22 protein-coding genes are annotated in these 19,673 nt (G+C 68.5%); 12 read left to right on the top strand and 10 right to left on the bottom strand.

The window, feature by feature from the left end:
* Positions 1 to 405 precede the first annotated feature (405 nt).
* Positions 406 to 1,782, top strand: coding sequence for a replicative DNA helicase (dnaB, locus tag RY94_RS05540; RefSeq protein ID WP_043442540.1), 1,377 nt, complete (start codon positions 406 to 408; stop codon positions 1,780 to 1,782).
* Here the strand turns inward: dnaB and RY94_RS05535 are convergent.
* A complete protein-coding gene (locus RY94_RS05535) occupies positions 1,779 to 2,201 on the bottom strand; it encodes a MarR family winged helix-turn-helix transcriptional regulator (RefSeq protein ID WP_043442538.1) in 423 nt (140 codons plus the stop codon). The two genes, dnaB and RY94_RS05535, sit on opposite strands and share 4 nt — an antisense overlap.
* Positions 2,202 to 2,406: 205 nt before the next feature.
* A complete protein-coding gene (locus tag RY94_RS05530) occupies positions 2,407 to 3,294 on the bottom strand; it encodes a DUF2382 domain-containing protein (protein WP_043442536.1) in 888 nt (295 codons plus the stop codon).
* Between the two features lie 432 nt (positions 3,295 to 3,726).
* On the opposite strand from RY94_RS05530, the gene RY94_RS05525 reads away from it, so the two are divergent.
* Positions 3,727 to 4,110, top strand: coding sequence for a hypothetical protein (locus RY94_RS05525; RefSeq protein WP_156135036.1), 384 nt, complete (start codon positions 3,727 to 3,729; stop codon positions 4,108 to 4,110).
* Positions 4,097 to 4,690: a cysteine hydrolase family protein gene (locus RY94_RS05520; RefSeq protein WP_052273992.1), complete on the top strand. Its 594-nt coding sequence runs from the start codon at positions 4,097 to 4,099 to the stop codon at positions 4,688 to 4,690. Before RY94_RS05525 ends, RY94_RS05520 begins: the two co-directional genes overlap by 14 nt.
* Positions 4,691 to 4,771: 81 nt before the next feature.
* Here RY94_RS05520 and RY94_RS05515 read toward each other — a convergent pair whose 3' ends face one another.
* The 3 genes from RY94_RS05515 to RY94_RS05505 are packed head-to-tail and all read right to left on the bottom strand — an operon-like array spanning position 4,772 to position 6,827.
* Positions 4,772 to 5,500, bottom strand: a complete 729-nt coding sequence (locus tag RY94_RS05515) for a DUF3618 domain-containing protein (RefSeq protein WP_043442529.1) — start codon at positions 5,498 to 5,500, stop codon at positions 4,772 to 4,774.
* Entirely contained in the window at positions 5,497 to 5,949 is a 453-nt protein-coding gene (locus RY94_RS05510) for a phage holin family protein (protein WP_043442526.1), read from the bottom strand. Before RY94_RS05510 ends, RY94_RS05515 begins: the two co-directional genes overlap by 4 nt.
* Complete coding sequence (locus RY94_RS05505; RefSeq protein ID WP_052273991.1) at positions 5,949 to 6,827, bottom strand: hypothetical protein; 879 nt, start codon at positions 6,825 to 6,827, stop codon at positions 5,949 to 5,951. Before RY94_RS05505 ends, RY94_RS05510 begins: the two co-directional genes overlap by 1 nt.
* 280 nt (positions 6,828 to 7,107) lie before the next feature.
* On the opposite strand from RY94_RS05505, the gene RY94_RS05500 reads away from it, so the two are divergent.
* The 5 genes from RY94_RS05500 to RY94_RS17695 all read left to right on the top strand — a co-directional run bounded on the left by RY94_RS05500 (position 7,108) and on the right by RY94_RS17695 (position 10,575).
* On the top strand, positions 7,108 to 7,989 hold the full coding sequence (locus RY94_RS05500) for a manganese catalase family protein (RefSeq protein WP_043442524.1): 882 nt from the start codon (positions 7,108 to 7,110) through the stop codon (positions 7,987 to 7,989).
* Positions 7,990 to 8,022: 33 nt separating this feature from the next.
* A complete protein-coding gene (locus RY94_RS05495) occupies positions 8,023 to 8,484 on the top strand; it encodes a DUF4383 domain-containing protein (RefSeq protein ID WP_052273990.1) in 462 nt (153 codons plus the stop codon).
* A 205-nt stretch (positions 8,485 to 8,689) separates the two neighbouring features.
* Complete coding sequence (locus RY94_RS05490; protein ID WP_043442522.1) at positions 8,690 to 9,721, top strand: iron-containing redox enzyme family protein; 1,032 nt, start codon at positions 8,690 to 8,692, stop codon at positions 9,719 to 9,721.
* Positions 9,721 to 9,990 carry a CDGSH iron-sulfur domain-containing protein gene (locus tag RY94_RS05485; protein WP_082046079.1) on the top strand — a complete coding sequence of 90 codons (270 nt, stop codon included), beginning with the start codon at positions 9,721 to 9,723 and terminating at the stop codon, positions 9,988 to 9,990. The genes RY94_RS05490 and RY94_RS05485 overlap by 1 nt, the downstream gene beginning before the upstream one ends.
* A 210-nt stretch (positions 9,991 to 10,200) precedes the next feature.
* Positions 10,201 to 10,575: a GNAT family N-acetyltransferase gene (locus RY94_RS17695; protein ID WP_156135035.1), complete on the top strand. Its 375-nt coding sequence runs from the start codon at positions 10,201 to 10,203 to the stop codon at positions 10,573 to 10,575.
* 65 nt (positions 10,576 to 10,640) lie between these two features.
* On the opposite strand, the gene RY94_RS05475 is transcribed toward RY94_RS17695, so the two are convergent.
* The 3 genes from RY94_RS05475 to RY94_RS05465 form a co-directional block, all read right to left on the bottom strand.
* Positions 10,641 to 11,927, bottom strand: coding sequence for an ammonium transporter (locus RY94_RS05475; protein ID WP_043442519.1), 1,287 nt, complete (start codon positions 11,925 to 11,927; stop codon positions 10,641 to 10,643).
* A gap of 171 nt (positions 11,928 to 12,098) precedes the next feature.
* The gene (locus tag RY94_RS05470; protein ID WP_043443724.1) at positions 12,099 to 12,395 is read right to left on the bottom strand and encodes a MoaD/ThiS family protein; all 297 of its coding nucleotides are present in this window, start codon (positions 12,393 to 12,395) and stop codon (positions 12,099 to 12,101) included.
* Positions 12,396 to 12,408: 13 nt separating this feature from the next.
* Positions 12,409 to 13,503 (bottom strand): sialidase family protein, encoded by a 1,095-nt coding sequence (locus tag RY94_RS05465; RefSeq protein ID WP_043442516.1) that lies wholly within the window; start codon positions 13,501 to 13,503, stop codon positions 12,409 to 12,411.
* 288 nt (positions 13,504 to 13,791) lie between these two features.
* Between RY94_RS05465 and RY94_RS05460 the strand changes: the two genes are divergently transcribed.
* Positions 13,792 to 14,142, top strand: a complete 351-nt coding sequence (locus RY94_RS05460; protein WP_043442513.1) for an STAS/SEC14 domain-containing protein — start codon at positions 13,792 to 13,794, stop codon at positions 14,140 to 14,142.
* Between the two features lie 26 nt (positions 14,143 to 14,168).
* Here the strand turns inward: RY94_RS05460 and RY94_RS05455 are convergent, their stop codons facing one another.
* Positions 14,169 to 14,507 (bottom strand): histone-like nucleoid-structuring protein Lsr2, encoded by a 339-nt coding sequence (locus tag RY94_RS05455; RefSeq protein ID WP_231554429.1) that lies wholly within the window; start codon positions 14,505 to 14,507, stop codon positions 14,169 to 14,171.
* 161 nt (positions 14,508 to 14,668) lie between these two features.
* A complete protein-coding gene (locus RY94_RS05450; RefSeq protein ID WP_156135034.1) occupies positions 14,669 to 15,097 on the bottom strand; it encodes a DUF6325 family protein in 429 nt (142 codons plus the stop codon).
* Between the two features lie 269 nt (positions 15,098 to 15,366).
* On the opposite strand from RY94_RS05450, the gene RY94_RS05445 reads away from it, so the two are divergent.
* The 3 genes from RY94_RS05445 (at position 15,367) to RY94_RS05435 (ending at position 19,666) form a co-directional block, all read left to right on the top strand.
* A complete protein-coding gene (locus RY94_RS05445) occupies positions 15,367 to 17,991 on the top strand; it encodes a LuxR C-terminal-related transcriptional regulator (protein WP_043442508.1) in 2,625 nt (874 codons plus the stop codon).
* Positions 17,992 to 18,097: 106 nt separating this feature from the next.
* Positions 18,098 to 18,514, top strand: coding sequence for an SHOCT domain-containing protein (locus tag RY94_RS05440; protein WP_052273988.1), 417 nt, complete (start codon positions 18,098 to 18,100; stop codon positions 18,512 to 18,514).
* 135 nt (positions 18,515 to 18,649) lie between these two features.
* Positions 18,650 to 19,666 (top strand): AI-2E family transporter, encoded by a 1,017-nt coding sequence (locus tag RY94_RS05435; protein ID WP_156135033.1) that lies wholly within the window; start codon positions 18,650 to 18,652, stop codon positions 19,664 to 19,666.
* Positions 19,667 to 19,673 lie beyond the last annotated feature (7 nt).

Here is a 19,673-nt window from a genome sequence, read left to right as displayed (position 1 = left end):
GTCGCGCTGCCGGCATATACGCCGGCACGCAGGCTGCGCAGTACCTGCGGCCGTCCTGTCAACAGCCATCCTGTGGATGACCGACGTCTCAGAACTAATTTCCACCCACAGGCCGTGGACAACGTTTGCGCAGGTCAGAGCCATGTTCCTGCCTGAACGAATTTTTTGTCCACAGGGTTGTCCCCATCCTGTGCACAAGACACGCCGTGCAATCCACAGCTTATTCACACTTACCCACAGCCCCTGTTGGTCCAGCGCTTTGCGGTGCCCCGGGAGGGGGCTAGCGTTGCGACAGATTCCCGAAAGTGAGGGTGTCGGGTGATAGGCCTGTCCTGTCGGACCCGCCCTGGGTGTCCGGTTGACGCCCCGGCGCAGCCGCTTCGACAGTAGGAGAAAGGCCCTTCAGTGTCCCTGGCACATGCAGACTCATCATCGGACACCCGGAGCCCCGAGTTTTCGCGTACCCCGCCTCAGGACCTCGTCGCGGAGCAGTCCGTGCTCGGCGGCATGATGCTGTCCAAGGATGCGATCGCGGACTGCGTGGAGGTGCTGCGCGGACTGGACTTCTACCGGCCCGCCCACGAGAGCATCTACGAGGCCATCATCGACCTCTACGGGCGTGGGGAGCCGGCTGACGCCGTCACGGTCTCCGACGAACTCACCAAGCGCGGTGAGATCTCCCGCATCGGCGGACCGGCCTACCTGCACACGCTGATCCAGTCCGTGCCGACCGCCGCGAATGCGGGCTTCTACGCGGAGATCGTGCGGGAGCGCGCCGTCCTGCGCAGGCTGGTCGACGCCGGCACCAAGATCGTGCAGCTCGGCTACTCCAACGACGGCGAGGTGGACGACCTCGTGAACGCCGCACAGGCCGAGGTGTATGCGGTGGCGGAGCGTCGCACCGCCGAGGACTACGTGGCGCTGAAGGACATCATCGAGGGCACGGTGGACGAGATCGAGTCCGCGGGGCACAAGGGCGAGGGCATGACGGGCGTGCCCACCGGATTCTACGAACTGGACGAGCTGACCCAGGGCCTCCACGGCGGTCAGATGATCGTCGTCGCCGCCCGCCCCGCCATGGGTAAGTCGACCTTCGCGCTGGACTGGGCCCGGTCGGCGGCGATCAAGCACAACATGACCACGGTCTTCTTCTCCCTCGAGATGGGTCGCAACGAGATCGCGATGCGCCTCCTCTCCGCCGAGGCCACCATCGGACTGCAGGATCTGCGCAAGGGCACGATCAAGGACGAGCAGTGGGGGAAGATCGCCACGACGATGGGGCGCATGAACGACGCCCCGCTGTTCATCGATGACAGTCCGAACATGTCGCTGATGGAGATCAGGGCCAAGTGCCGGCGGCTGAAGCAGCGTCACGACCTCAAGCTCGTGGTGCTGGACTACCTGCAGCTCATGTCCTCCGGCAAGCGGGTGGAATCCCGCCAGCAGGAGGTCTCGGAGTTCTCACGAGCCCTGAAACTGCTGGCGAAGGAGCTCAACGTCCCCGTGGTCGCCCTGTCGCAGCTCAACCGTGGGTCCGAGCAGCGGACGGACAAGCGGCCGCAGGTCTCGGATCTGCGCGAGTCGGGATCGATCGAGCAGGACGCCGACATGGTCATCCTGCTGCATCGCGACGACGTGTACGACAAGGAATCGGCCCGTGCGGGCGAGGCCGACGTGATCGTGGCCAAGCACCGTAACGGTCCCACCAAGACGCTCGTCGTCGGGTTCCAGGGCCACTACTCGCGGTTCAACAACATGGCCGCGGACGGCGGGGGCTACTAGTCCTTCTTGGGTCCGAGCTCGATGATGACGGTCTTGAGGCGGTTCCGCAGGTCCTCGGAAGCCAGGCCGTCCTCGGCCATCAGCTCGTTCTCGATGTTCTTGGCCCGCTCCAGGGCCTTGAGCCCGGCCGACGTGATCGTGATGCGCTGGCTGCGCCGGTCGGCCGAATTGCGGAGCCGGGTCACCAGGCCCCGCTTCTCGAGACGATCGAGGGTTCGCCCCACGGTCTGCGCCTGAACGTGGACCAGCTGGGCGAGCCGCACGCCGGTGAGCGTGCCTTCGCGCTCGAGGACTCCCAGAGTCGTGAGTCCCGCGTGGGTGATGCCGATGCCCAGGAGCTTCTCGTTCCAGGAGTGCTCGACGATACGGGCCGCGGTCGTCAACAGGCGGCTGGTCGACCAATCGTTCAATTCAGGCACGATAGCGTGTCCTTCCCCTCGGTCGTCAGCGGTGGATCCGCTCGTTCCTGCTACTTACTCTAGATAACAATACCCGAAATAGACAGCAGGCTTATTATAATTCCTGCACGACGGGCAAAGATCTTTCGTGGAGGCGGCGGATGACGCCCCTCCAATGGCAGGAGGACCCGGGGCGATGCCCCGGGTCCTCCTGGATCAGCACATGCTAGAGGTTGTTGCCCCGACGCGTGCCTTCTTCGCCGTCGACGTCGATCTGCTCCTTGCGGACTTCTTCGCTCACGGTCTCGTTGGTGGTGACGGTCTCCTTGTCGAGGCGCACGCGCTCGACGGGAACCGCTTCCTTCTCGACCACCGGGCGCTCGGCGTGGAGGGTCACTTCGTGCTCTTCCTCGCTGATGGCCGGGCCGCCGAGCGCGTCGCCGCGGTTGGCGTCCGTGATGGGCTCGCGCTCCACGCGGACTTCCTCGTGGCTGACGGGGACGGTCTTCGTCACGTTCTCGGTGACGACGTACTTGCGCATGCGTGCACGGCCGGCTTCCTGGCGCTCGGTCCCGACGTGCAGCTGCTCCTCGGAGCGGGTCATCGCGTCATCCGTGGTGGGGCCGGAGGCGTCGTGGCCCACGGTTGCGCGGTCCGTGTCGGTGCGGCCTTCGTGACGGCTGGTGGTGTCGATGTCGACGTCGCGGTCGTTCAGGCCCGCGGTCCCGGTCGTGGTGCGGGTCGTATCGGCGTGGCCGGTCGTGGTGCGGGTCGTGTCGGTGTGGTCGCTCGTACCGCCGCCGATCTCGTAGTGGCGGTAGAGGCGATCCTCTTCCTCCGGGCTGAGGTTGCCGTCGGACTCGATGCGCGGGGCGTCCTTCACCTGGTGCTTGCTGTAGGGGACCCGGACGTCATGGCCTTCGACGTCGGCGCCCTGGAGCGGGATGAAGGACTCGGAGGTGCCGAACAGGCCCGTCTTCGCCGTGACCCAGCTGGGCTCGCCGGTCTGGTCGTCGAGGTAGACCTGGCCGATCGAGCCGATCTTCTCGCCGTCCGACCCGAGCACGCTGCCGCCGTTGCCGAGCATGGTGTCGATGTTTTCCTGAGTAATCATTTCCTTCTCCTTCTGAGTAATCTCACTGTGAGGGTATGGATTTCTCGGCTGTACGTTCCACCGGGAGGTTCCACCGGGGGCAAGAGCCCCCGAGACCACCGGCCTCTAGAGTAAGCATACTTAGTACCCGATGGGAAGTAGGCTTAGCTTTTTGGGGGACCGAGTACCGGCGTAGGTCGTGTCGTGGGGGTGCTCGCGGCGACGGACGATCTTTCACGGCGGTGACCGCTTCCGTACACTGGGAGGAGGTCCAGCCACCGGCCTACTCTTCTTCGAATCGGCTCGCCCGTGCCTCCGATGCGAAGGATCCGCTGCAGTCGTCAGCTTCGAGTGCCGGGAGGTCACCCGGGCATATCCGGTGACGGAGCAGGATCCGGAGCATTAACTGGCACGCGGGCGGCCGGCTCACCGAGCCCCCGTGAAAAGGTACTCATGTCAGCACCACGCCCCCCGTACATCCATGAGGTCATGATCGCCGCGGCGGACCTGGAGAATGCCGAGTTCGAGCGCGACCGCCTGGTGGTCGCCTGCGGCGAGGCGATCCGGCAAGCCCTCGCCACAGGCCTCACGCACGCCGAGATAGGGCTGGCAGCCGATCTGTCCGAGGTGGAGCTGAGACGCCTCGCAGAGGCTCCGGCCGACGATCCTGACGTCCTCGGAGATGCGACATCCCCGCCCCGGCCCGTCCGGGTCCAGGAAGCCTCGCTGATCCGCCTCGATCCGTCGCTCGTCCGCGGGCTGCGCCACGACGAGGGACGTGCGTTCATCGATCTGACGGCGGGCGCGGTCGGGGGGCCACCGGATGCCACGGACTGAATCGGGGCCCGGTGCCGGGGGGCGTGGGGGAAGGACCGCCCTGCTGATCATCGACATGCAGAACGCCTTCTTCGAGGACGAGGCGCTCGCCGTGCAGCAGGAGGCCCTCGTCGCGGCCTGTAACGGGCTGATCGATGCCGCGCGCCGCGGACGGGCTCCCGTGCTCGTGGCGCGCACCGAGCACCTGCGGGACCGCTCGACCTGGACGCGGTCGATGCTCGACGACGGTCAGGGCTTCATCTTCCGCGGCAGCCACCAGGCGGACGCGGTGGCGGGGCTGCGCGTGGACGGGCTCGATGTCGTGACGAAGGCACGCGACAGTGCCTTCTTCGGCACCGATCTCGCGGCGCGCCTCCGCGGGTCGGACGTGGACCACCTCGTCCTCGCCGGGGTCTCCACGCACAGCTGCGTCGCGCAGACAGGGGCCGACGCCTTCGCCCACGACTTCCGGGTCAGCTACGCCCGCGACGCGATCGGCAGCATGAACCAGCAGTACGCCGAAGCGATGCTGGAGATCATGTCCGTGGGGTACCGGCAGCCTGTCCTCGACCGGGTGGGGGCAGAATCCCTGTTCGCCTGACGCGCGGGCTCCCGCATCGGGGTGGGACGACGACGGCGGCCACCGGAGAGGATCCGGTGGCCGCCGTCGGTGCGTGATGGATCAGCGCTGCTGGACGTTCGACCTGGCATCCTGCGCGCTGCCCTTGACGTCACTGGCGGCCTGCTGGCCCTCACCCTTGACGTCCTCGACGGCGTGCTGGCCCTGGTCCTTGACGGTCTGCACGGAGTCGGCCGCTGATTCCTTGACGGACTGCACCGCTTCCTGAGCAGGCTCGCGGACTTCCTCGACAACGTGCTTGGCTGCCTCGGTGACCTTCTCCTTCAGGGGTGCCACCTGCTCCTTGAGCTGGGCGGCGGCCTCCTGCTCCTTCTGGCTGGCAGGAATCAGCGAGCCCAGGAGGAGCCCGGCGCCGAAGGCGATCAGGCCCGCGGCGAGCGGGTTGCCCGCTGCCTTGGTCGAGATCTGTCCGGGTGCTCCCTGGACGGCGTGACCGGCGTGCTGGAGCTTGTCCCGGGCGGAATCGGCCGCCGAGTGAGCGCTGCCCAGTCCGCTGTCGAAGCCGCTGCCGGTCCTGTCCCTGGCGTGTCCGGCCTTGTCCTTGACGGTCCCCGTGACATCCTCGGCCTTGCCGAGCACGGAATCCCTGACGTCCTCGGCCTTGCCCATGACGGTCTCCTTCACGTTGCTGAAGCTGTGCTTGACCTTGTCGGTCTGGCGCTGCGCGATGTTCGCGGGGTTCACCTTGTCGGCGATGGCGTCGACATCCGTCCCCAGTTCCTGGCGGGTACGTTCGATATCTGCGCGGATCTCATCTGGTGTCTGGCTCATGGTGTGTGCTCACCTGGTTTCAGTGTCGGCGGAATCTCTTTGACGGTCTCCGCTGTCTGGGGGAGACCCTTGACCTGCTGCATTTCCTTCTTGCCCTTGGAGGCCAGTACCGCGGCGACGATGCCCCACAGGACGGCCACGATGACGGCGGCCCAGCCGAGCGGCATGAAGGCACCGAGACCCCACATGAGGGCGAGGGACAGGAACAGGAGGACGAAGTGGCCTCCGACGGCTGCGCCGGCGTACATGCCCGCGCCCTTGCCGGCCTTCTTGGCCGACTCGGTGGCCTCGGCCTTCGCCAGGGCCACCTCCTGGCGCATGAGCTTGGAGAGGTCCTTCGTCACCTCCCCGAGCAGTTCTCCCACCGACGCGCTGGCGGAGCGCTGCTCGGCCTCCGTCGGCAGGGGGGCGGCGGCCTGGTGGGCGCCGCCGGTGTATGCCTCACTCATCAGCGCAGGCCCCCGTCATTCGGCAGGGTGCCCACGGGAGGGGTGCCTGGCGCGATGGTGGGGTAGTCGTCCGTCGGATCGACGAAGGCCGGGTTGGAGCCGGCGACGTGCTGTCCGCCGGTCGTCTCGCCGAAGCCCGACGAGACGGGAGCGCCGCTGTAGGCGTCCGAGCCGACCTGGGTGTACTCGGGGTAGGCGCCCGTCGTGGCGGTGCCTGCGGAGGGGGAGTCCTGGCGGCGACCGGTGGTGCCGGTCGAGTCGCTGTTGCCCCTGGCGCCGCGGGTCAGGCGGCCGACGACGAGGCCGGTGCCCGCCGCGATGGCGAGGAAGGTTCCGGGCTTGCGGCGTGCGAACGCCTTGACGTCCTCGAGGATGTCCGAGGCGTCGCGGTTCTCGAGCCAGCTGGCGGCCGATCCCGTGCGCTGTGATGCCTGCTCGACGAGACCCGACACGAACTGGTTGTCCGACTTGTCGGCCATGGACCGCAGTTCGTCCGAGACACCGCGGATGCCTTCGGTGATCTTCTGCTGCTGCGTGCCGGCCTGGCTCTTGACCTCGGACGCGACGGTGCCGAGGAGATCCTTCGCCTGCGAGCCGACCTCGGCCGCGACGTTCTTCGCTTCGGTGGCTGCGGTGCCGGCGACATCCTTGGCATCGGCTGCTGCGGTGCCGGCGACGTTCTTCGCCGCCTCCTTGCCGTCCTGGCCCACCTTCTTGGCCTGGTCCTTGGCCGCCGACTTCTTGGAGTCGCCGGAATCGGCGGTGCCGCCGGAGAATTCTGTGGTGCCGAGCTCGTGGGTGCTGAGGTCCGCGGTGGACGACTCAGGCCCGGTGGTGGAGGGAACCAGGGGATCCTGCGGCCAATTCTGCGTAGTCATGGTTGTTCCTAACGTTGATATTGCCGTTAAAGCGGATGCTCCATCGTGTTCGCGATGCGATGGTCCGGCAGTTCGTGCTGGACTTGTCCCTGAAGCTAAGCATGCTTAGCTTCACTCTTGCAAGCTCTTTCTCCAGAAAATGCAAGATAAAAACAAGTAGACTTAGTATCTTACGGAACGAGCCGACGCGCCGCTAGCGTCGACACGACAGGATCTCCGGCGGCTGCTTCCAGAAGGAGCGGATCCTCCCCGGAGGCCCCGACGCGAGAGGAGAGCACCCGTGTTCTTCCACAAGCAGGAGCTCCAGTACAAAGCCACCCCCGACAAGCCCGATGCCGTCTACGCCCGGAAGCTCCAGGAGGTGCTCGGTGGTCAGTACGGCGAGATCACCGTAGCCCTGCAGTACAGCTTCCAGGCCTGGAACGCGCACATCCCGGGCAAGTACCGGGATCTTCTCTTCGGGATCGGCGCGGAGGAGTTCGGCCACGTCGAGATGCTCGCGACGATGATCGCCCAACTGCTCGAGAAGGCGCCGCTCGGGATCACCGAGGACGCCGTCCAGTCCGATCCGGCCGTAGCCGCCGTCCTCGGTGGGACGGACATGCAGCACGCCATCGTCGCAGGTGCCGGAGCACGCCCGGTGGACAGCATGGGCAACCCGTGGCAGGGGAGCTATGTGACCGCGAGCGGCAACCTGCTCGCCGACTTCACGGCCAACGCGAACGCCGAGATGCAGGGCCGGCTCCAGGTGGCACGTCTCTATCACATGACCGACGACCACGGGATCCGGGACATGCTCTCCTTCCTGCTCGCCCGCGACACCATGCACCAGAACCAGTGGCTGGCCGCGGCCAGGGAGCTGCAGGAGTCCAAGATGGAGGAGCTCCCCGTGCCGAGCAACTTCCCCCTCAAGAAGGAAGAGCGGAGCGTCGCGTACCAGTACCTCAACTTCTCCGACGGCAAGGCGGCGTCCGAGGGCAGCTGGGCCTCCGGCCCCACGCCGGACGGCAAGGGCGAGTTCACCTACCACGACGGCCCGACGACGAGCGCCCCCATGCCGCCGGCCACCCACCCCGATGCACGGTTCTACGGGACCACCGAGATCCCGAACACCGTCGAGAAGATGGCGGGCACCCTGCAGGACAAACTGAACCGCGAATAGACGTTCGCGGCCTACGGAGAGAAGGGCATTCTGATGACGAACACGAACAACCGCACGGTGGACGGTGGCCGTACCACCCTGCAGCGCGCCGCCCAGGCGGTGGGCGTCGTCTTCCTGCTGGTCGGGATCCTGGGCTTCATCCCGGGAGTCACCTCCAACTACAGCAGCATGATGTTCGCCGGACACCAGTCCGAAGCACTGCTGCTCGGCATCTTTCAGGTGTCGATCCTCCACAACATCGTCCACCTGCTCTTCGGTGTCGCCGGCCTGGCGATGGCGAAGACCGTTTCGGGCGCCCGCACCTACCTGCTGGGCGGTGGTGTCGTCTATGCGATCCTGTGGATCTACGGACTGATCATCGACCGGCAGTCGGCAGCGAACTTCGTTCCGGTGAACAGCGCGGACAACTGGCTCCACTTCGTGCTCGCGGTCGGCATGATCGCCCTCGCGCTCATTCTCAGCCGCGACACCCGCACGAGCTCGAAGCGCGCCTGACCCCGGCCCTTCCGCCAGGAGGAGCTGCACGCGCTGGATGCGTGAACGACGACGCCGGATCGGCGTGCGCCCCAGGGCGCGGGACGGTCCGGCGTCGCCGTGTCCTGGCAGGTGTCGGCGGCGCCTTCTCCCCAGACGCGAAGTATGCTTACTATTACCGGCCCCTGCTCAGCGGGGGCGCGTCCGCCCACAGAAGAGGTCCCCGATGCACCAGCCCTCCCCGCGCGGAGAACTCAGCGCCCTCGTCCTGTCCGTCATCGCCGGGTCCGTGCAGTCAGGGCAGGATACCCTCGCCCGGCTCGACGCGCTCGCAGAGGAGTCGATCTCCCGGACGCCGGACATCCTGCAGGACGACGATCTCCAGCTCGCGCTCTTCTGCCTGTACGAACTGCACTACAGCGGCATCGACGGGGCGGGTGACGACTGGGAGTGGGACGCGGATCTCCTGCGGGTCCGGCGCCGCATCGAGGCCGCCTTCGAGCAGAGGGTCCGCGACGAGACCGTCGTCGGGACCTCTCCCGAGCCCACGAGCGCAGCGGTCTGCGCGGAACTGTTCCGGATGACCGGCGAGGACGGCGGTCCCAGCATGTCCCGTTTCGTGGCGAAGTCCGCGACGGACGAGCAACTGCGGGAGTTCCTCGTCCACAAGTCGGTCAACCAGCTGCGGGAAGCCGATCCGCATACCTGGGCGATCCCGCGGCTGTCCGGTCGCTCGAAGGCCGCGATGGTGGAGATCCAGGCGGACGAGTACGGCAACGGACTGCCGGCACGGATGCACTCCGCGCTCTATGCCCGGACCATGCGCGAACTCGGCATGGACGACACCTATGGCGGCTACCTCGACGCCGTGCCGGCGATCACGCTCGCCGTCAACAACCTCATGTCGCTGTTCGGCCTCCACCGCCGCCTCCGGGGTGCGATCGTGGGGCACCTCGCCGCCTACGAGATGACCTCCTCCCAGCCCAACCGCCTGTACTCCCGCGGCTTCAAACGCCACGGGTACGGCCCGGCTGTCACGGAGTACTTCGACGAGCACGTCGAGGCCGATGCCGTCCACGAGCAGATCGCCGGGCGCGACATGGCCGGCGGGCTCGTCGAGTCGGACCCGCACCTGCTCGAGGACGTCCTGTTCGGGGCGGCCGCCGGTCTGGCGATCGACACCCTCATGACGGTGCACATCATGGAGGCCTGGGAGTCGGGGCGGTCCTCCCTGCGCGCCGTGGGGGTGGCGGCCTGATGGACGCGGACAGGGGCACGGACGCGCAGGATACCGAGGACACACGCACCGACCACCCGCTGAACTCCGGCACCGCAGCACCCGTGTCCGTCGTCGCGTGCACCGACGGGCCGCTGCTCGTCCGCGGCGACTTCACGCTCCTCGGCGCCGACGGGGAGGAGCTACCGCGGACGCGCCGCACCGTGGCCCTCTGCCGGTGCGGCGCCTCGGTGCTCAAGCCCTACTGCGACGGCTCCCACAAACTGACCGGCTTCCGCTCCGAACCCTGATGTGTGTCGGTTCTGCACCCCGCCGCGGATGAACGATACCGAGGGGTGCGGCATGTCCGGCGTGGACACCCGGCACAGCCGCATCCCACCACGGCGCCGCGTCCGCCACGGAGGGCCTGCAGGCCGCACACGGAGTTTCGCTGGACGAAATCCTGCCGAAACCCCCGCCCCATAGCGTTGGACAGCACACCACTTCCACAGGAGGATGCCGTGCAGACGTTGAGGGTCAGACAGGTTCCCTGGAGCAATCCCGTGGGCCGGGGCCTGCGCGAGGCCCTGCGTGCGGAGACCGACCGCGGCCGAAGGCCCTCCGCTCCCGCGGGAGCGGACGACGACGGCGCTGACGTCGCCGTCTTCCTGATCGTCTACGAACTGGCCACCGGACAGCCGGTCGGCTGCGGCGGCCTGCGCGTGCACCCGGGCGGGAACACCGACGTCGACTACCTCTACGTGCTTCCCTACGCCCGATGGTCCGGGGTGTCCTACGCCATCACGGAGGAACTGGCCTCCTGGGCGCTTGCGCACGGCATCGCTGCCGTCGGTCCCGCGGGTGCCCTCGGACAGCCGGGAGCGCTGCGCTTCTAGGGCGATCGCGGCGCCGAGGGAGTGCGCCCGTCCGGGCACACTCCCTCGGCGTCCGTCCGTGCCGGCTACTTGCGGGGAGCACCCAGCTCCACGGGATCCTCATCCGTCAGATAGGCGAACTCGGAGTGCGCGGCGAGGTCGATGCCGCGGAGTTCGTCCGCCTCCTCGATCCGCAGCCCGATGGTGCGCTGCAGGATCTGCGCGATCACCCAGGTGACGGCGAAGGAGTACGCCAGCACCGCGACGGTCGCGAGCGCCTGGATGCCCAGCAGCTCGAACCCGCCGCCGTAGAGCAGGCCTGAGACGCCGTTGGGGGCATCCGGCGTTGCGAACAGGCCGATCAGCAGCGTCCCCAGGATGCCGCCCACGAGGTGGACGCCGACGACGTCGAGCGAATCGTCGAATCCGAGGCGGAACTTCAGTTCGATCGCGAGGGAGCACACCGCGCCGGCGATCGCGCCTATGGCGAGGGCGCCCATCGGGCTGACCGCACCGCATGCGGGGGTGATGGCGACGAGCGCCGAGACCAGCCCGGAGGCGGCCCCCATGCTGGTCGCCGCACCATTGCGGATCCGCTCGACGGCGGCCCAGGCCAGCAGGCCGGCCGACGCGGCGACCGCGGTGTTGAGGAAGACCACCGACGCGGACTGTCCGGCGGAGAGGGCGGAGCCGGCGTTGAAGCCGAACCAGCCGACCCACAGCAGGCCCGCGCCCACGAGGACGAGCGGGCGGCTGTGCGGCCTGGCGTGATCCACCTTCGGCCAGCCGTGGCTACGGCCGAGCACCATCGACAGGGCGAGGGCGGCGATCCCGGCGTTCATGTGCACGGCGAGGCCACCGGCGAAGTCGATGGCGCCGAGACCGTTCGCGATCCAGCCGCCCACCACCGATCCGTCCTCGGAGCTGAAGGCGAAGACCCAGTGGGCGATCGGGAAGTACACCAGCGTGGCCCAGACGCCCGCGAAGATCATCCAGGCGCCGAACTTCATGCGACCGGCGGCCGCACCGGCGACCAGCGCCGTCGTCACGCAGGCGAAGAAGAGCTGGAAGGCCGCGAACAGGATCGGGGGAATGGGCGCCGCGGGGTCCTCGGCCAGCAACTGGCCCAGCCCCGCGTACTCCGCGGGGTCCCCGATGAGCCCCAGTCCACCGACCGAGTTGCCGAAGGCGAGGGAGTAGCCGAACAGGGCCCACAGCACGGCGACGAGGCTCGCCCCGCCGAAACACATCATCATCATGTTGAGGATGCGGCGGGACCCCACCATTCCTCCGTAGAACAGGGCCAGCGCCGGGATCATCAGGCAGACGAGCGCGGTGCTGGCAAGAATCCAAGCGACGTTTCCAGAATCCATGGGGAGTCCTTTCCGTGACAGCGCCTGGGCGTACCGGACGGGACTGGGCCCGGGATCACACTGCGGGTGTAGCCGACCCGGGATGGCACGCCGCGCTGAGTCATGGTACGCAGTGCCAGGTTTCAGGTCCCGGCGGGTCCCATTAACTCTGGGTTACGCCGAATCCCACCCCTAGCCACCGGCCACGGACTGCATGATCATGACCGTTGCGCCGGCGGGGACGGCCGTGGCCAGACCGTCCAGCCGGCGCACGTCCTCGCCGTCGACGTAGATGTTCACGTAACGCCTCAAGGCGCCGGTCTCCTCACGGATGCGCTGCTCGAGCAGGGGGCGTCCCTCGCCCAGCCCGTCGAGCAGCGATGCCACGTCGCCGCCGTCGGACACGCTCATGCGGACCGCGCTGCGCCCGTCCACGTACTGGCGCAGGAGCGTGGGGATGAGCACGATCACCGAAGGACCCGGGGGCATCGCGGCCACCTGCTCAGGCGGGTACGACGGCGGCGCGTACGGAGAGCACGTCCGGCAGGTGGCTTGCCACTTCCTGGAAGGTGCGTCCCTCGTCCGCGCTCGCGTACACGAACCCGCCGCGCGTCCCGAAGTAGACGCCCGGGACCTCCGCCGTGTCGACGCAGGCGGCGTCGCGCAGCACCGCGTTGTACTCCGCCTGCGGAAGTCCGGCGCCGCTACCCTCCCAGGTGGCCCCGCCGTCGTCCGTCCGGTGCACCTGGAGGCGCCCGTCGGGTGGGATGCGCTCGCCGTCGGCCTTGAGGGGGATGACCCACGCCGTACCGCTGCGGTGCGGGTGGGTGAGCATGACGAAGCCGAAGTCGGCCGGAAGACCCTCGGCGATGGACTGCCAGGAATCGCCGCGGTCGGTGCTCGCATAGACGCCGTGGTGGTTCTGGGCGAACAGGCGGTCGGGGTCGACGGCGTCGCGGGCCACCTTGTGCACGCACTGGCCGAACTCCGGGTCGGGATCCGGCATGAAATAGGCGCTGATGCCCTTGTTACGGGGTTCCCAGGACGCCCCGCCGTCGTCGGACCGGTACACGCCACCGGTGCTCATCGCCACGTGGAGCGTGTCGTCGGCCGGGCTCGGCAGGACGGTGTGGGCGGCCGCGCCGCCGAAGCCCGCGCCCCATTCGCTGCGGTGCGGGTGGTCCCACAGGCCGCGGTTGAGGGTGAACGTCTCACCGTGGTCGGTGGACTTCCAGAGGGAGATCGGCTGGCATCCGGCCCAGACCACGCCGGGGCGGTCCTCCGTGTCGGGCTGGATCTGCCAGATCCGCTCGAGGGCGGCGCCGTCGTCCGCCCCGAACCGGATGCCGCCCTCCCGGGGTTCCGCCCAGGTCTCGCCGAGGTCGTCGGAGTGGGCGATGCACGGACCGAAGTGCCATGACATCCGGCCCGCGAACAGGCGGGTATGACCACCCCGGGTGTCGATCCCGACGCTCGGGATCTCCTCCATGAGGAAGGTCGGGCCGGAGAGTGTCCACTCGTGTCGGTCGGTGCTCGATGCAAGCCACAGACCCTTCTTCGTGCCGATGGCGAGGAGTGTGGTTCCTGGAGCCTGCATGTCTTCCCCCGTGCATGGGAGCGGCCGGAAAACCGCGCGTGTGGTGCATGTCACTTGGGACCATGCCACCGGACACTCGTTTTGTACAGGGCCGGCTACCCTCTTTCGTCCGTATTCGGAGGAGGCGCCCGAGCGCTGTGCCAGAGTAGGACGACGCGGTCGCTGGGGAGCGGATATCACGTCCACCTGGAGGCACCGTTGCGTCAGATCGACTTCGGAAACCCCGCGCCGCCGCGGGTGTGTCCTGGTCCCGGGCACGCCGTCCGCGCACGTCGGCACTGCGTCGGCATGCACTGCGTCGAGGTGCGCGACAGGCTGCTCGTACTCTGGTGGGCGCCGGGCTCGCGCTTGACCCTCGCCGACGTCCTGGCGGCCTACGAGGGGATCCGCAGCCTGTCCGACGGCTATGTCCTGCCGCTGGTCGTGCACCTGCAGGGGCTGGGCGGGATTGCGCCGGCCGCCCGGATGGTCATCCTCGAGGGATCGCTGACCTCACGCATGGCATTCGTCGGGACCGGACCGGTGGACCAGGTCATCGCTGCTTTCCTGGCGCACGCGCGGTCGGAGACGCATTATTTCGAGAGCGCCTCCGACGCGGAAGCATGGGCTCGTGGAGTATCGTGCTCCGGGTCCGCCTGACGGCGTCACCCGGAGCACGAACTACCTCAGCGGCTCTCGTTGTACGCGTCGATGATGGACTGCGTGATCCGCCCACGCGAACTGGGGTTGTACCCGTGATCCTGGGCCCACTTGCGGATCTGCTGCGTGTCCTCGCGCTTCGAGCGGGAGGATGCCGACTTCTGGCCGCCGGACTGCTGCTTGCCGGAGGACGCCTTTCGCCCCTGGTCCACATAGGCGGACAAAGCGTTACGCAATGATTCCGCATTCTTCGTCGTGAGATCTATCTCGTAATCAGTGCCGTCGAGGGCGAATCGCACGGTCTCCTGCGCCTCTTCGCCGCTGAGGTCATCGACCAATTGCACCTGTACGCGCTGGGCCATCATTGTCTCCTGTGTAGTCCGAAGTCCATATTGTCTGCCCCATTGTCCCGACTGTATCGCGGGAAGCGGCGCGGGCGGAAGGAATCTCCGCATTCTGCATTCGGGTGCGAATGATGAATCGGAATTACGACTCCGGGGCGTCGATGTGTTATTCACGAGACGGATCAGGTGGCCGCGGCGCCGTCGGCCTTGAATGCACGGACCACCGCGTCGTGCGGGACGCGCTCGTGGAGCCGGGTGATGCCGCCCTCGTCCTGGATGCGTTCGGTCAGTCGACGCGCCCACCGGTGCTCGAGGACGAGCAGAAGGCCTACCTCGCCGTTCGCGACGGAGGCGGAGGCGAGGGCGACGTCCCTGTCGCTGAGCAGGGTCAGCGGCGACGGATGGGCCAGGAGGTCCTGGAGCGGGGCCGGCAGGCCGGCGTCGGCGTCGGCGAAGGACACGGTGCCGTCGGTGGCACGGGCGATCAGCACGATGTCGATCAGTGCTATGGCACCGCTGTCCAGAACCTCACGAAGGGCGTCCACCACCCGGGAGCCGCCGTCCAGGGTCGGCGCGGACAGGACCAGGACGTCCACGGGGCCAACCCTCATGACTCCCCTCCCCGCCCGGCCGTTTCCTGCTCGTCGCTGCAACGGGTCCTGCGCTCGTCGCGGCTACAGACGCTGCAATGGTCCGTCGGGGCGGGTGGCAGATCGTCACCCGCGCGGGGTGACTGGCCGGCAGACGGGGGACTTTGGACTCAGGCCGGAATCATCTTCGGGGTGAACCCTTGGAAGTGGGCGCCATCAGGTCGACGATACTCACCCGCCTGGACGGGTGAGTACGCGGCACGGAGGAGGACGCCGGACAGGTGGCAGGCATGAACAGCATCATCAGGGCGAAAACGACTGTTCCCGGAACCGGTACGCACGAGCTGGACCGACCCCGACTGATCGCGCGCCTGGACGCATTCAAGGAGGCCGGGTGCCGCGCCGTCACCCTCGGGGCGGCTGCGGGTTCGGGCAAGACGACACTCGCCGCCCAGTGGGCGCGGAAGCGGGTGGCATCCGGGGACCACGTCGCCTGGGTCTCCCTCGATCCCTCCGACAACGTCCCGGGGCGTTTCTGGCGCCTCGTGACCGAAGCGCTGGAGCCCTCCGACGGGGTGGCACCTGGCCGTGGGACCCCGCCCCCACCGGCGGCACCGGCCGCGCGCATCGGATGGCTCGACGCCCTTCTCGATCATGCGGGCAGGGGGACCGTGGATTCCGTGCTGGTCCTCGACAACTGCGAGCACCTGCGCGACACCGGGCTGCTCCTCGAGGTGGACTACGCGGTCCAGCATGCGCCCCGGGGGTTCACCGTGGTCTTCTGCGGTCGGCAGCTGCCGGAGCTGCCCTCGTTCTATCGGCTGGACCTCGACGGCGCCCTGGGGCGGGTGGGGCAGAAGGAGCTGATGCTGCGGCGACGGGAGATTGCTCGACTGTTCTCTCCCGCGTGCCCCGGCGTGGAGCTGCTGCTCGAAGCGACCGAGGGGTGGCCCGCCGCCGTCGTGCTCGCGCACGCGATGGGGGATTCCGACGCTCCGACCGCCGCGGTCACCGACGGAACGGCCTACCTCGACCGGCTGTGCGGGCAGCTCTTCCCCTCCTTCCCCGAGGAGGTCCGGGCCGCACTCGCCGTCATGGCGTTGATCGAACCCTTCACGGTGGAGGACCTGTGCGCAGCCCTCGCCAGCACGGACGCGCCGCGGGTGTTCGACGCCGCCGTCCGGGTCTCGGGCCTCGTCGTCCCCGTGGACGCCCCGGGGTCCTTCCGGCTGCACCGCCTGCTGTCACGGTGGCTCCGGGGCGGGGGATCGGGGGCCGCCGCGATCGACCGTCCCCTCGTGCACGCCCGGATGGCGCGCCGTCGCCTCCGCCAGGCGCGGCACGCGGAGGCGCTCGCCCACGCCGGCAGGGCCGACGACACCGGGCTGCTGCGTGACGTCGCCGCGGTCTCCGGCCTCCACCTGCTGTGGAGCAACGACCTCGCCGCACTGGACTCGGTCCTGCGCGACCTCGCATCCGTGGGATCGGCGGAGCTCGGTCTGCTCGACAGCCTCCTCTCCCTCGCCAAGGGCGACCCGGGCGGCGCCCGCCTCAGGCTCGAGCACGTCGACCACGCAGAGGACGAGGGCGTCCTCACGGAGCCGTTCAGTGCGCTGCGGACGGGGCTCGAGGCGCACCTCCTACTCGCCAGGGGGCGCCCGGAGGAAGCCCTCGAGCATCTCCGGGGAGTGTGCGTCGAGGCTCTGCCACCCGACGTCGGGCTCTTCGTGTCGAACATCGTCTCGGCGGCGCTGATCGCAGCCGCGCACCTGGACGAGGCCGTCGACGCCGCGAGGGCCTGCGTCGCGGCTGCCGATGAGCGGGACGACAACCCGGGCGCACGCATCGATGCCCACATCACCCGCGCGGTGCTCGCCGCGGCGATGGAGGATTTCGAGCCCGCGGCACGGGATGCGTGGACCGCCATCCGGGAAGGGGAGCTGCAGCGGCTTCGCTACAGCCCCCGCCTCCGCCCGGCCCACCTCGTCCTGGCGTGGCGCGCGTACCACCAGCTCGACGACGACGACGCGCGGTTCCACAACGCATTCGTGGTCCGGGCGGCGTCGACCCCGCCGATGGCGGCGCACTCCGCGGCGAAGCTCCGGCTCATGCTGTCCTTCGCCTCCTCCACCAAACCCGTCGAGGTGGCCCAGGCGCTGCTGGACAGGATCCGCTTCGACCTCGCGCACGGCGCACAGCCGCAGGATCTCGCCGTGTGCTCGTTGCAGGCGGCCGAGATGATGCTGTCCCTCCGCCGGGTGGACGACCTGACGATGCTCAAGGTCGACCTGCGCAGATACCAGGGCATCAGCGGCGAACTGCAGATCATCTCGGTCTGGGAGCACCTGCTGGCCGGACAGCTGAACCGCTCGCGGCAACTGCTGACCCCGGTGACCTCCGAGTACGTGAAGTGCCAGAGCAGGATCGGCATGACGACGGCCCTCGCGATGCTCGCGCGCCTCGAGCTGCTCGAGAACCGACCGTTCAAGGCCAGGGAAGCCCTGGATCGCGCCCTCACCCTGGCCTCCGAGCGGGGATCGGTGCGGGGGATCAGATTCGCGGGTGAGACCGTGCGGAGCGCGCTCGAGAGGGACCGGCACCACTACCCGCGCTTCGCCAGGGAGGTGGACCTGCTCGTGAACCAGCGGCGCCGGCCGGTCCAGGAGATCGCCGGCCCTCCGCTCACCCCACGGGAGATCGAACTCGTGGCACTCCTTCCGACCTTCGCGACCGTGGACGAGCTGGCGCTGGATCTGCAGATCTCCACGAACACGGTCAAGACGCACCTGCGCGGCATCTATCGGAAGCTGGGGGTCGGGACGCGGCGGGAGGCCATCGCCGCGGCCGACAAGCTCGGGCTCCTCGCGCCCACCCCCGCGCCGCTGCGCGTCCTGCGGAGTGTGTCGGCGCGGTAGCCCACCGGCCTCACCCGTGCGGGGTGAGCTCTGCGGGAGATCCTCCGTGCCGGGTGAGGCCCTGCCTACCATGCTGGGACATCGGGGGCCGAGGACAGGACGTGCCGTGGACATCAACCTCTGGGAAGTCGTGTGGGTGGTGTTCGCCGCCGCCCTGTTCGCCGCCTATCTGGCCTTCCTCTTCGTCGTCCTCATCGACATCTTCAGGAACGAGTCCCTCTCCGGCTTGTCGCGCACCCTCTGGGTGGTGCTGCTGGTGCTCCTCCCCGTCCTGGCCTCCCTCGCCTACCTGTTCGCCCACGGCCAGACGATGGCACTCCGCACCATCCGGGGATCCCGGGCCGACCCCGGCACCGCAGCAGCCCCCGCACCCGACCCGACGGCGCAGGTCGCCTCCGCGAACGAACTCCTGCGCCAGGGTGCCATCACCCAGGAAGAATTCGAGCGACTCAAGCGGCACTCGCTCCAGCAGGCATCCGGGACGCTCCCGACCGATGCCGCGCCCCGCACGTCGGCCGGCTGATCACCCGCAGGAGGAGGAGGCGCTGTGGAGTCCGACGGCGCTCCGCGTGACGGCTCGGCCGGCACGGCTGCGGGACAGCAGGTGGAATCGGCCCCGCCGGAACCCGTGCGGCCACGGATCCCTACCCTGTTCGGCATGGGTCTCCGGGTGACGGGCGGGGTCCTGACGGCAGTCCTCCTCGCCGCCGTGCTGTTCTCCCTGCGCTCGGTCGTCATGTCCGTCTGCGCCGCCCTGTTCCTCGCTCTCGGCCTCAACCCGCTGGTGCGCAGGCTCCGCCGCGCAGGGATGCGCCGCGGCGGCGCAGTCGCCGTGATCGGGGTTGCCGTCGCCCTCCTCGCCACAGGCCTGGTCTCCCTCGTCGTCCCGTTCGTCGTCACGCAGGTGGCGGCCTTCGTCCAGGTGCTACCGGCAGCGATCCGCAGCGTGACCGAGGACGAGTGGTTCCAGCGGATCGACGAACTGACGGGCGGAGCCCTGATGGACGGGATGGAGTCCGCGGGGCAGGCGCTCGTGAGCCCCGAGGCCCTGACCAACATCGCCAACGGCGTGGTGGGGGCCGGCGTGGGAGCCGTGAACGTCGTCTCGTCGGTGATCTTCATCGCCATCCTCACCCTCTACTTCCTGGCAGGGCTGCCGCGCATCAAGCACGGCTTCTACGCCCTCCTCCCGGCATCCCGGCGCAGGACGTCGGTGTACCTCACCGAGAGGATCGCCGACTCCGTCGGGAAGTACCTGAGCGGGATGGTGGTCCTGGCACTCCTCAACGCGACGTACAGTTTCATCCTCCTCACCCTCACCGGGGTGCCGTTCGCCGCGCTCATCTCGATCGCGGCGTTCTTCGTCACCCTGATCCCGCTCATCGGAACCATCCTCACGACCATCGTCATGACCCTTGCGGCACTGCTCTACTCGCTGCCCGCGGCGATCATCGTCCTGATCGCCATGCTCGTCTACATGCAGGTCGAGGCCTACATCCTGACGCCGCGTGTGATGAGCAAGGCCGTCCAGGTGCCCGGCGCGTGGGTGCTGATCGCGGCGACGGCCGGCGGGACGCTGCTGGGCCTGCCGGGAGCCCTCGTCGCCATCCCGACCGCCGCGGCATGCCTGCTGCTCGTCGACAACCTCGTCGTCCCGCTCCGCCGGATCCAGTAGGCCGCGA

Origin of the sequence: Arthrobacter sp. L77 (genome assembly GCF_000816565.1) — a bacterium.
Classification (GTDB): Bacteria; Actinomycetota; Actinomycetes; order Actinomycetales; family Micrococcaceae; genus Arthrobacter_D; species Arthrobacter_D antioxidans.
This window is presented reverse-complemented; position numbering and strand designations above follow the sequence as displayed.

Bases quoted from the DNA above. Each gene is read 5' to 3' on its own strand.
- RY94_RS05515 (WP_043442529.1), bottom strand. From the start codon at position 5,500: ATGAGCCAGACACCAGATGAGATCCGCGCAGATATCGAACGTACCCGC.
- RY94_RS05435 (WP_156135033.1), top strand. From the start codon at position 18,650: ATGGGTCTCCGGGTGACGGGCGGGGTCCTGACGGCAGTCCTCCTCGCC.
- RY94_RS05510 (WP_043442526.1), bottom strand. From the start codon at position 5,949: ATGAGTGAGGCATACACCGGCGGCGCCCACCAGGCCGCCGCCCCCCTG.
- RY94_RS05475 (WP_043442519.1), bottom strand. From the start codon at position 11,927: ATGGATTCTGGAAACGTCGCTTGGATTCTTGCCAGCACCGCGCTCGTC.
- RY94_RS05455 (WP_231554429.1), bottom strand. From the start codon at position 14,507: ATGATGGCCCAGCGCGTACAGGTGCAATTGGTCGATGACCTCAGCGGC.
- RY94_RS05490 (WP_043442522.1), top strand. From the start codon at position 8,690: ATGCACCAGCCCTCCCCGCGCGGAGAACTCAGCGCCCTCGTCCTGTCC.
- RY94_RS05520 (WP_052273992.1), top strand. From the start codon at position 4,097: ATGCCACGGACTGAATCGGGGCCCGGTGCCGGGGGGCGTGGGGGAAGG.
- RY94_RS05445 (WP_043442508.1), top strand. From the start codon at position 15,367: ATGAACAGCATCATCAGGGCGAAAACGACTGTTCCCGGAACCGGTACG.
- RY94_RS05525 (WP_156135036.1), top strand. From the start codon at position 3,727: ATGTCAGCACCACGCCCCCCGTACATCCATGAGGTCATGATCGCCGCG.
- RY94_RS05450 (WP_156135034.1), bottom strand. From the start codon at position 15,097: ATGAGGGTTGGCCCCGTGGACGTCCTGGTCCTGTCCGCGCCGACCCTG.
- RY94_RS05470 (WP_043443724.1), bottom strand. From the start codon at position 12,395: ATGCCCCCGGGTCCTTCGGTGATCGTGCTCATCCCCACGCTCCTGCGC.
- RY94_RS05495 (WP_052273990.1), top strand. From the start codon at position 8,023: ATGACGAACACGAACAACCGCACGGTGGACGGTGGCCGTACCACCCTG.
- RY94_RS05465 (WP_043442516.1), bottom strand. From the start codon at position 13,503: ATGCAGGCTCCAGGAACCACACTCCTCGCCATCGGCACGAAGAAGGGT.
- RY94_RS05530 (WP_043442536.1), bottom strand. From the start codon at position 3,294: ATGATTACTCAGGAAAACATCGACACCATGCTCGGCAACGGCGGCAGC.
- RY94_RS05485 (WP_082046079.1), top strand. From the start codon at position 9,721: ATGGACGCGGACAGGGGCACGGACGCGCAGGATACCGAGGACACACGC.
- RY94_RS05505 (WP_052273991.1), bottom strand. From the start codon at position 6,827: ATGACTACGCAGAATTGGCCGCAGGATCCCCTGGTTCCCTCCACCACC.
- RY94_RS05460 (WP_043442513.1), top strand. From the start codon at position 13,792: ATGCACTGCGTCGAGGTGCGCGACAGGCTGCTCGTACTCTGGTGGGCG.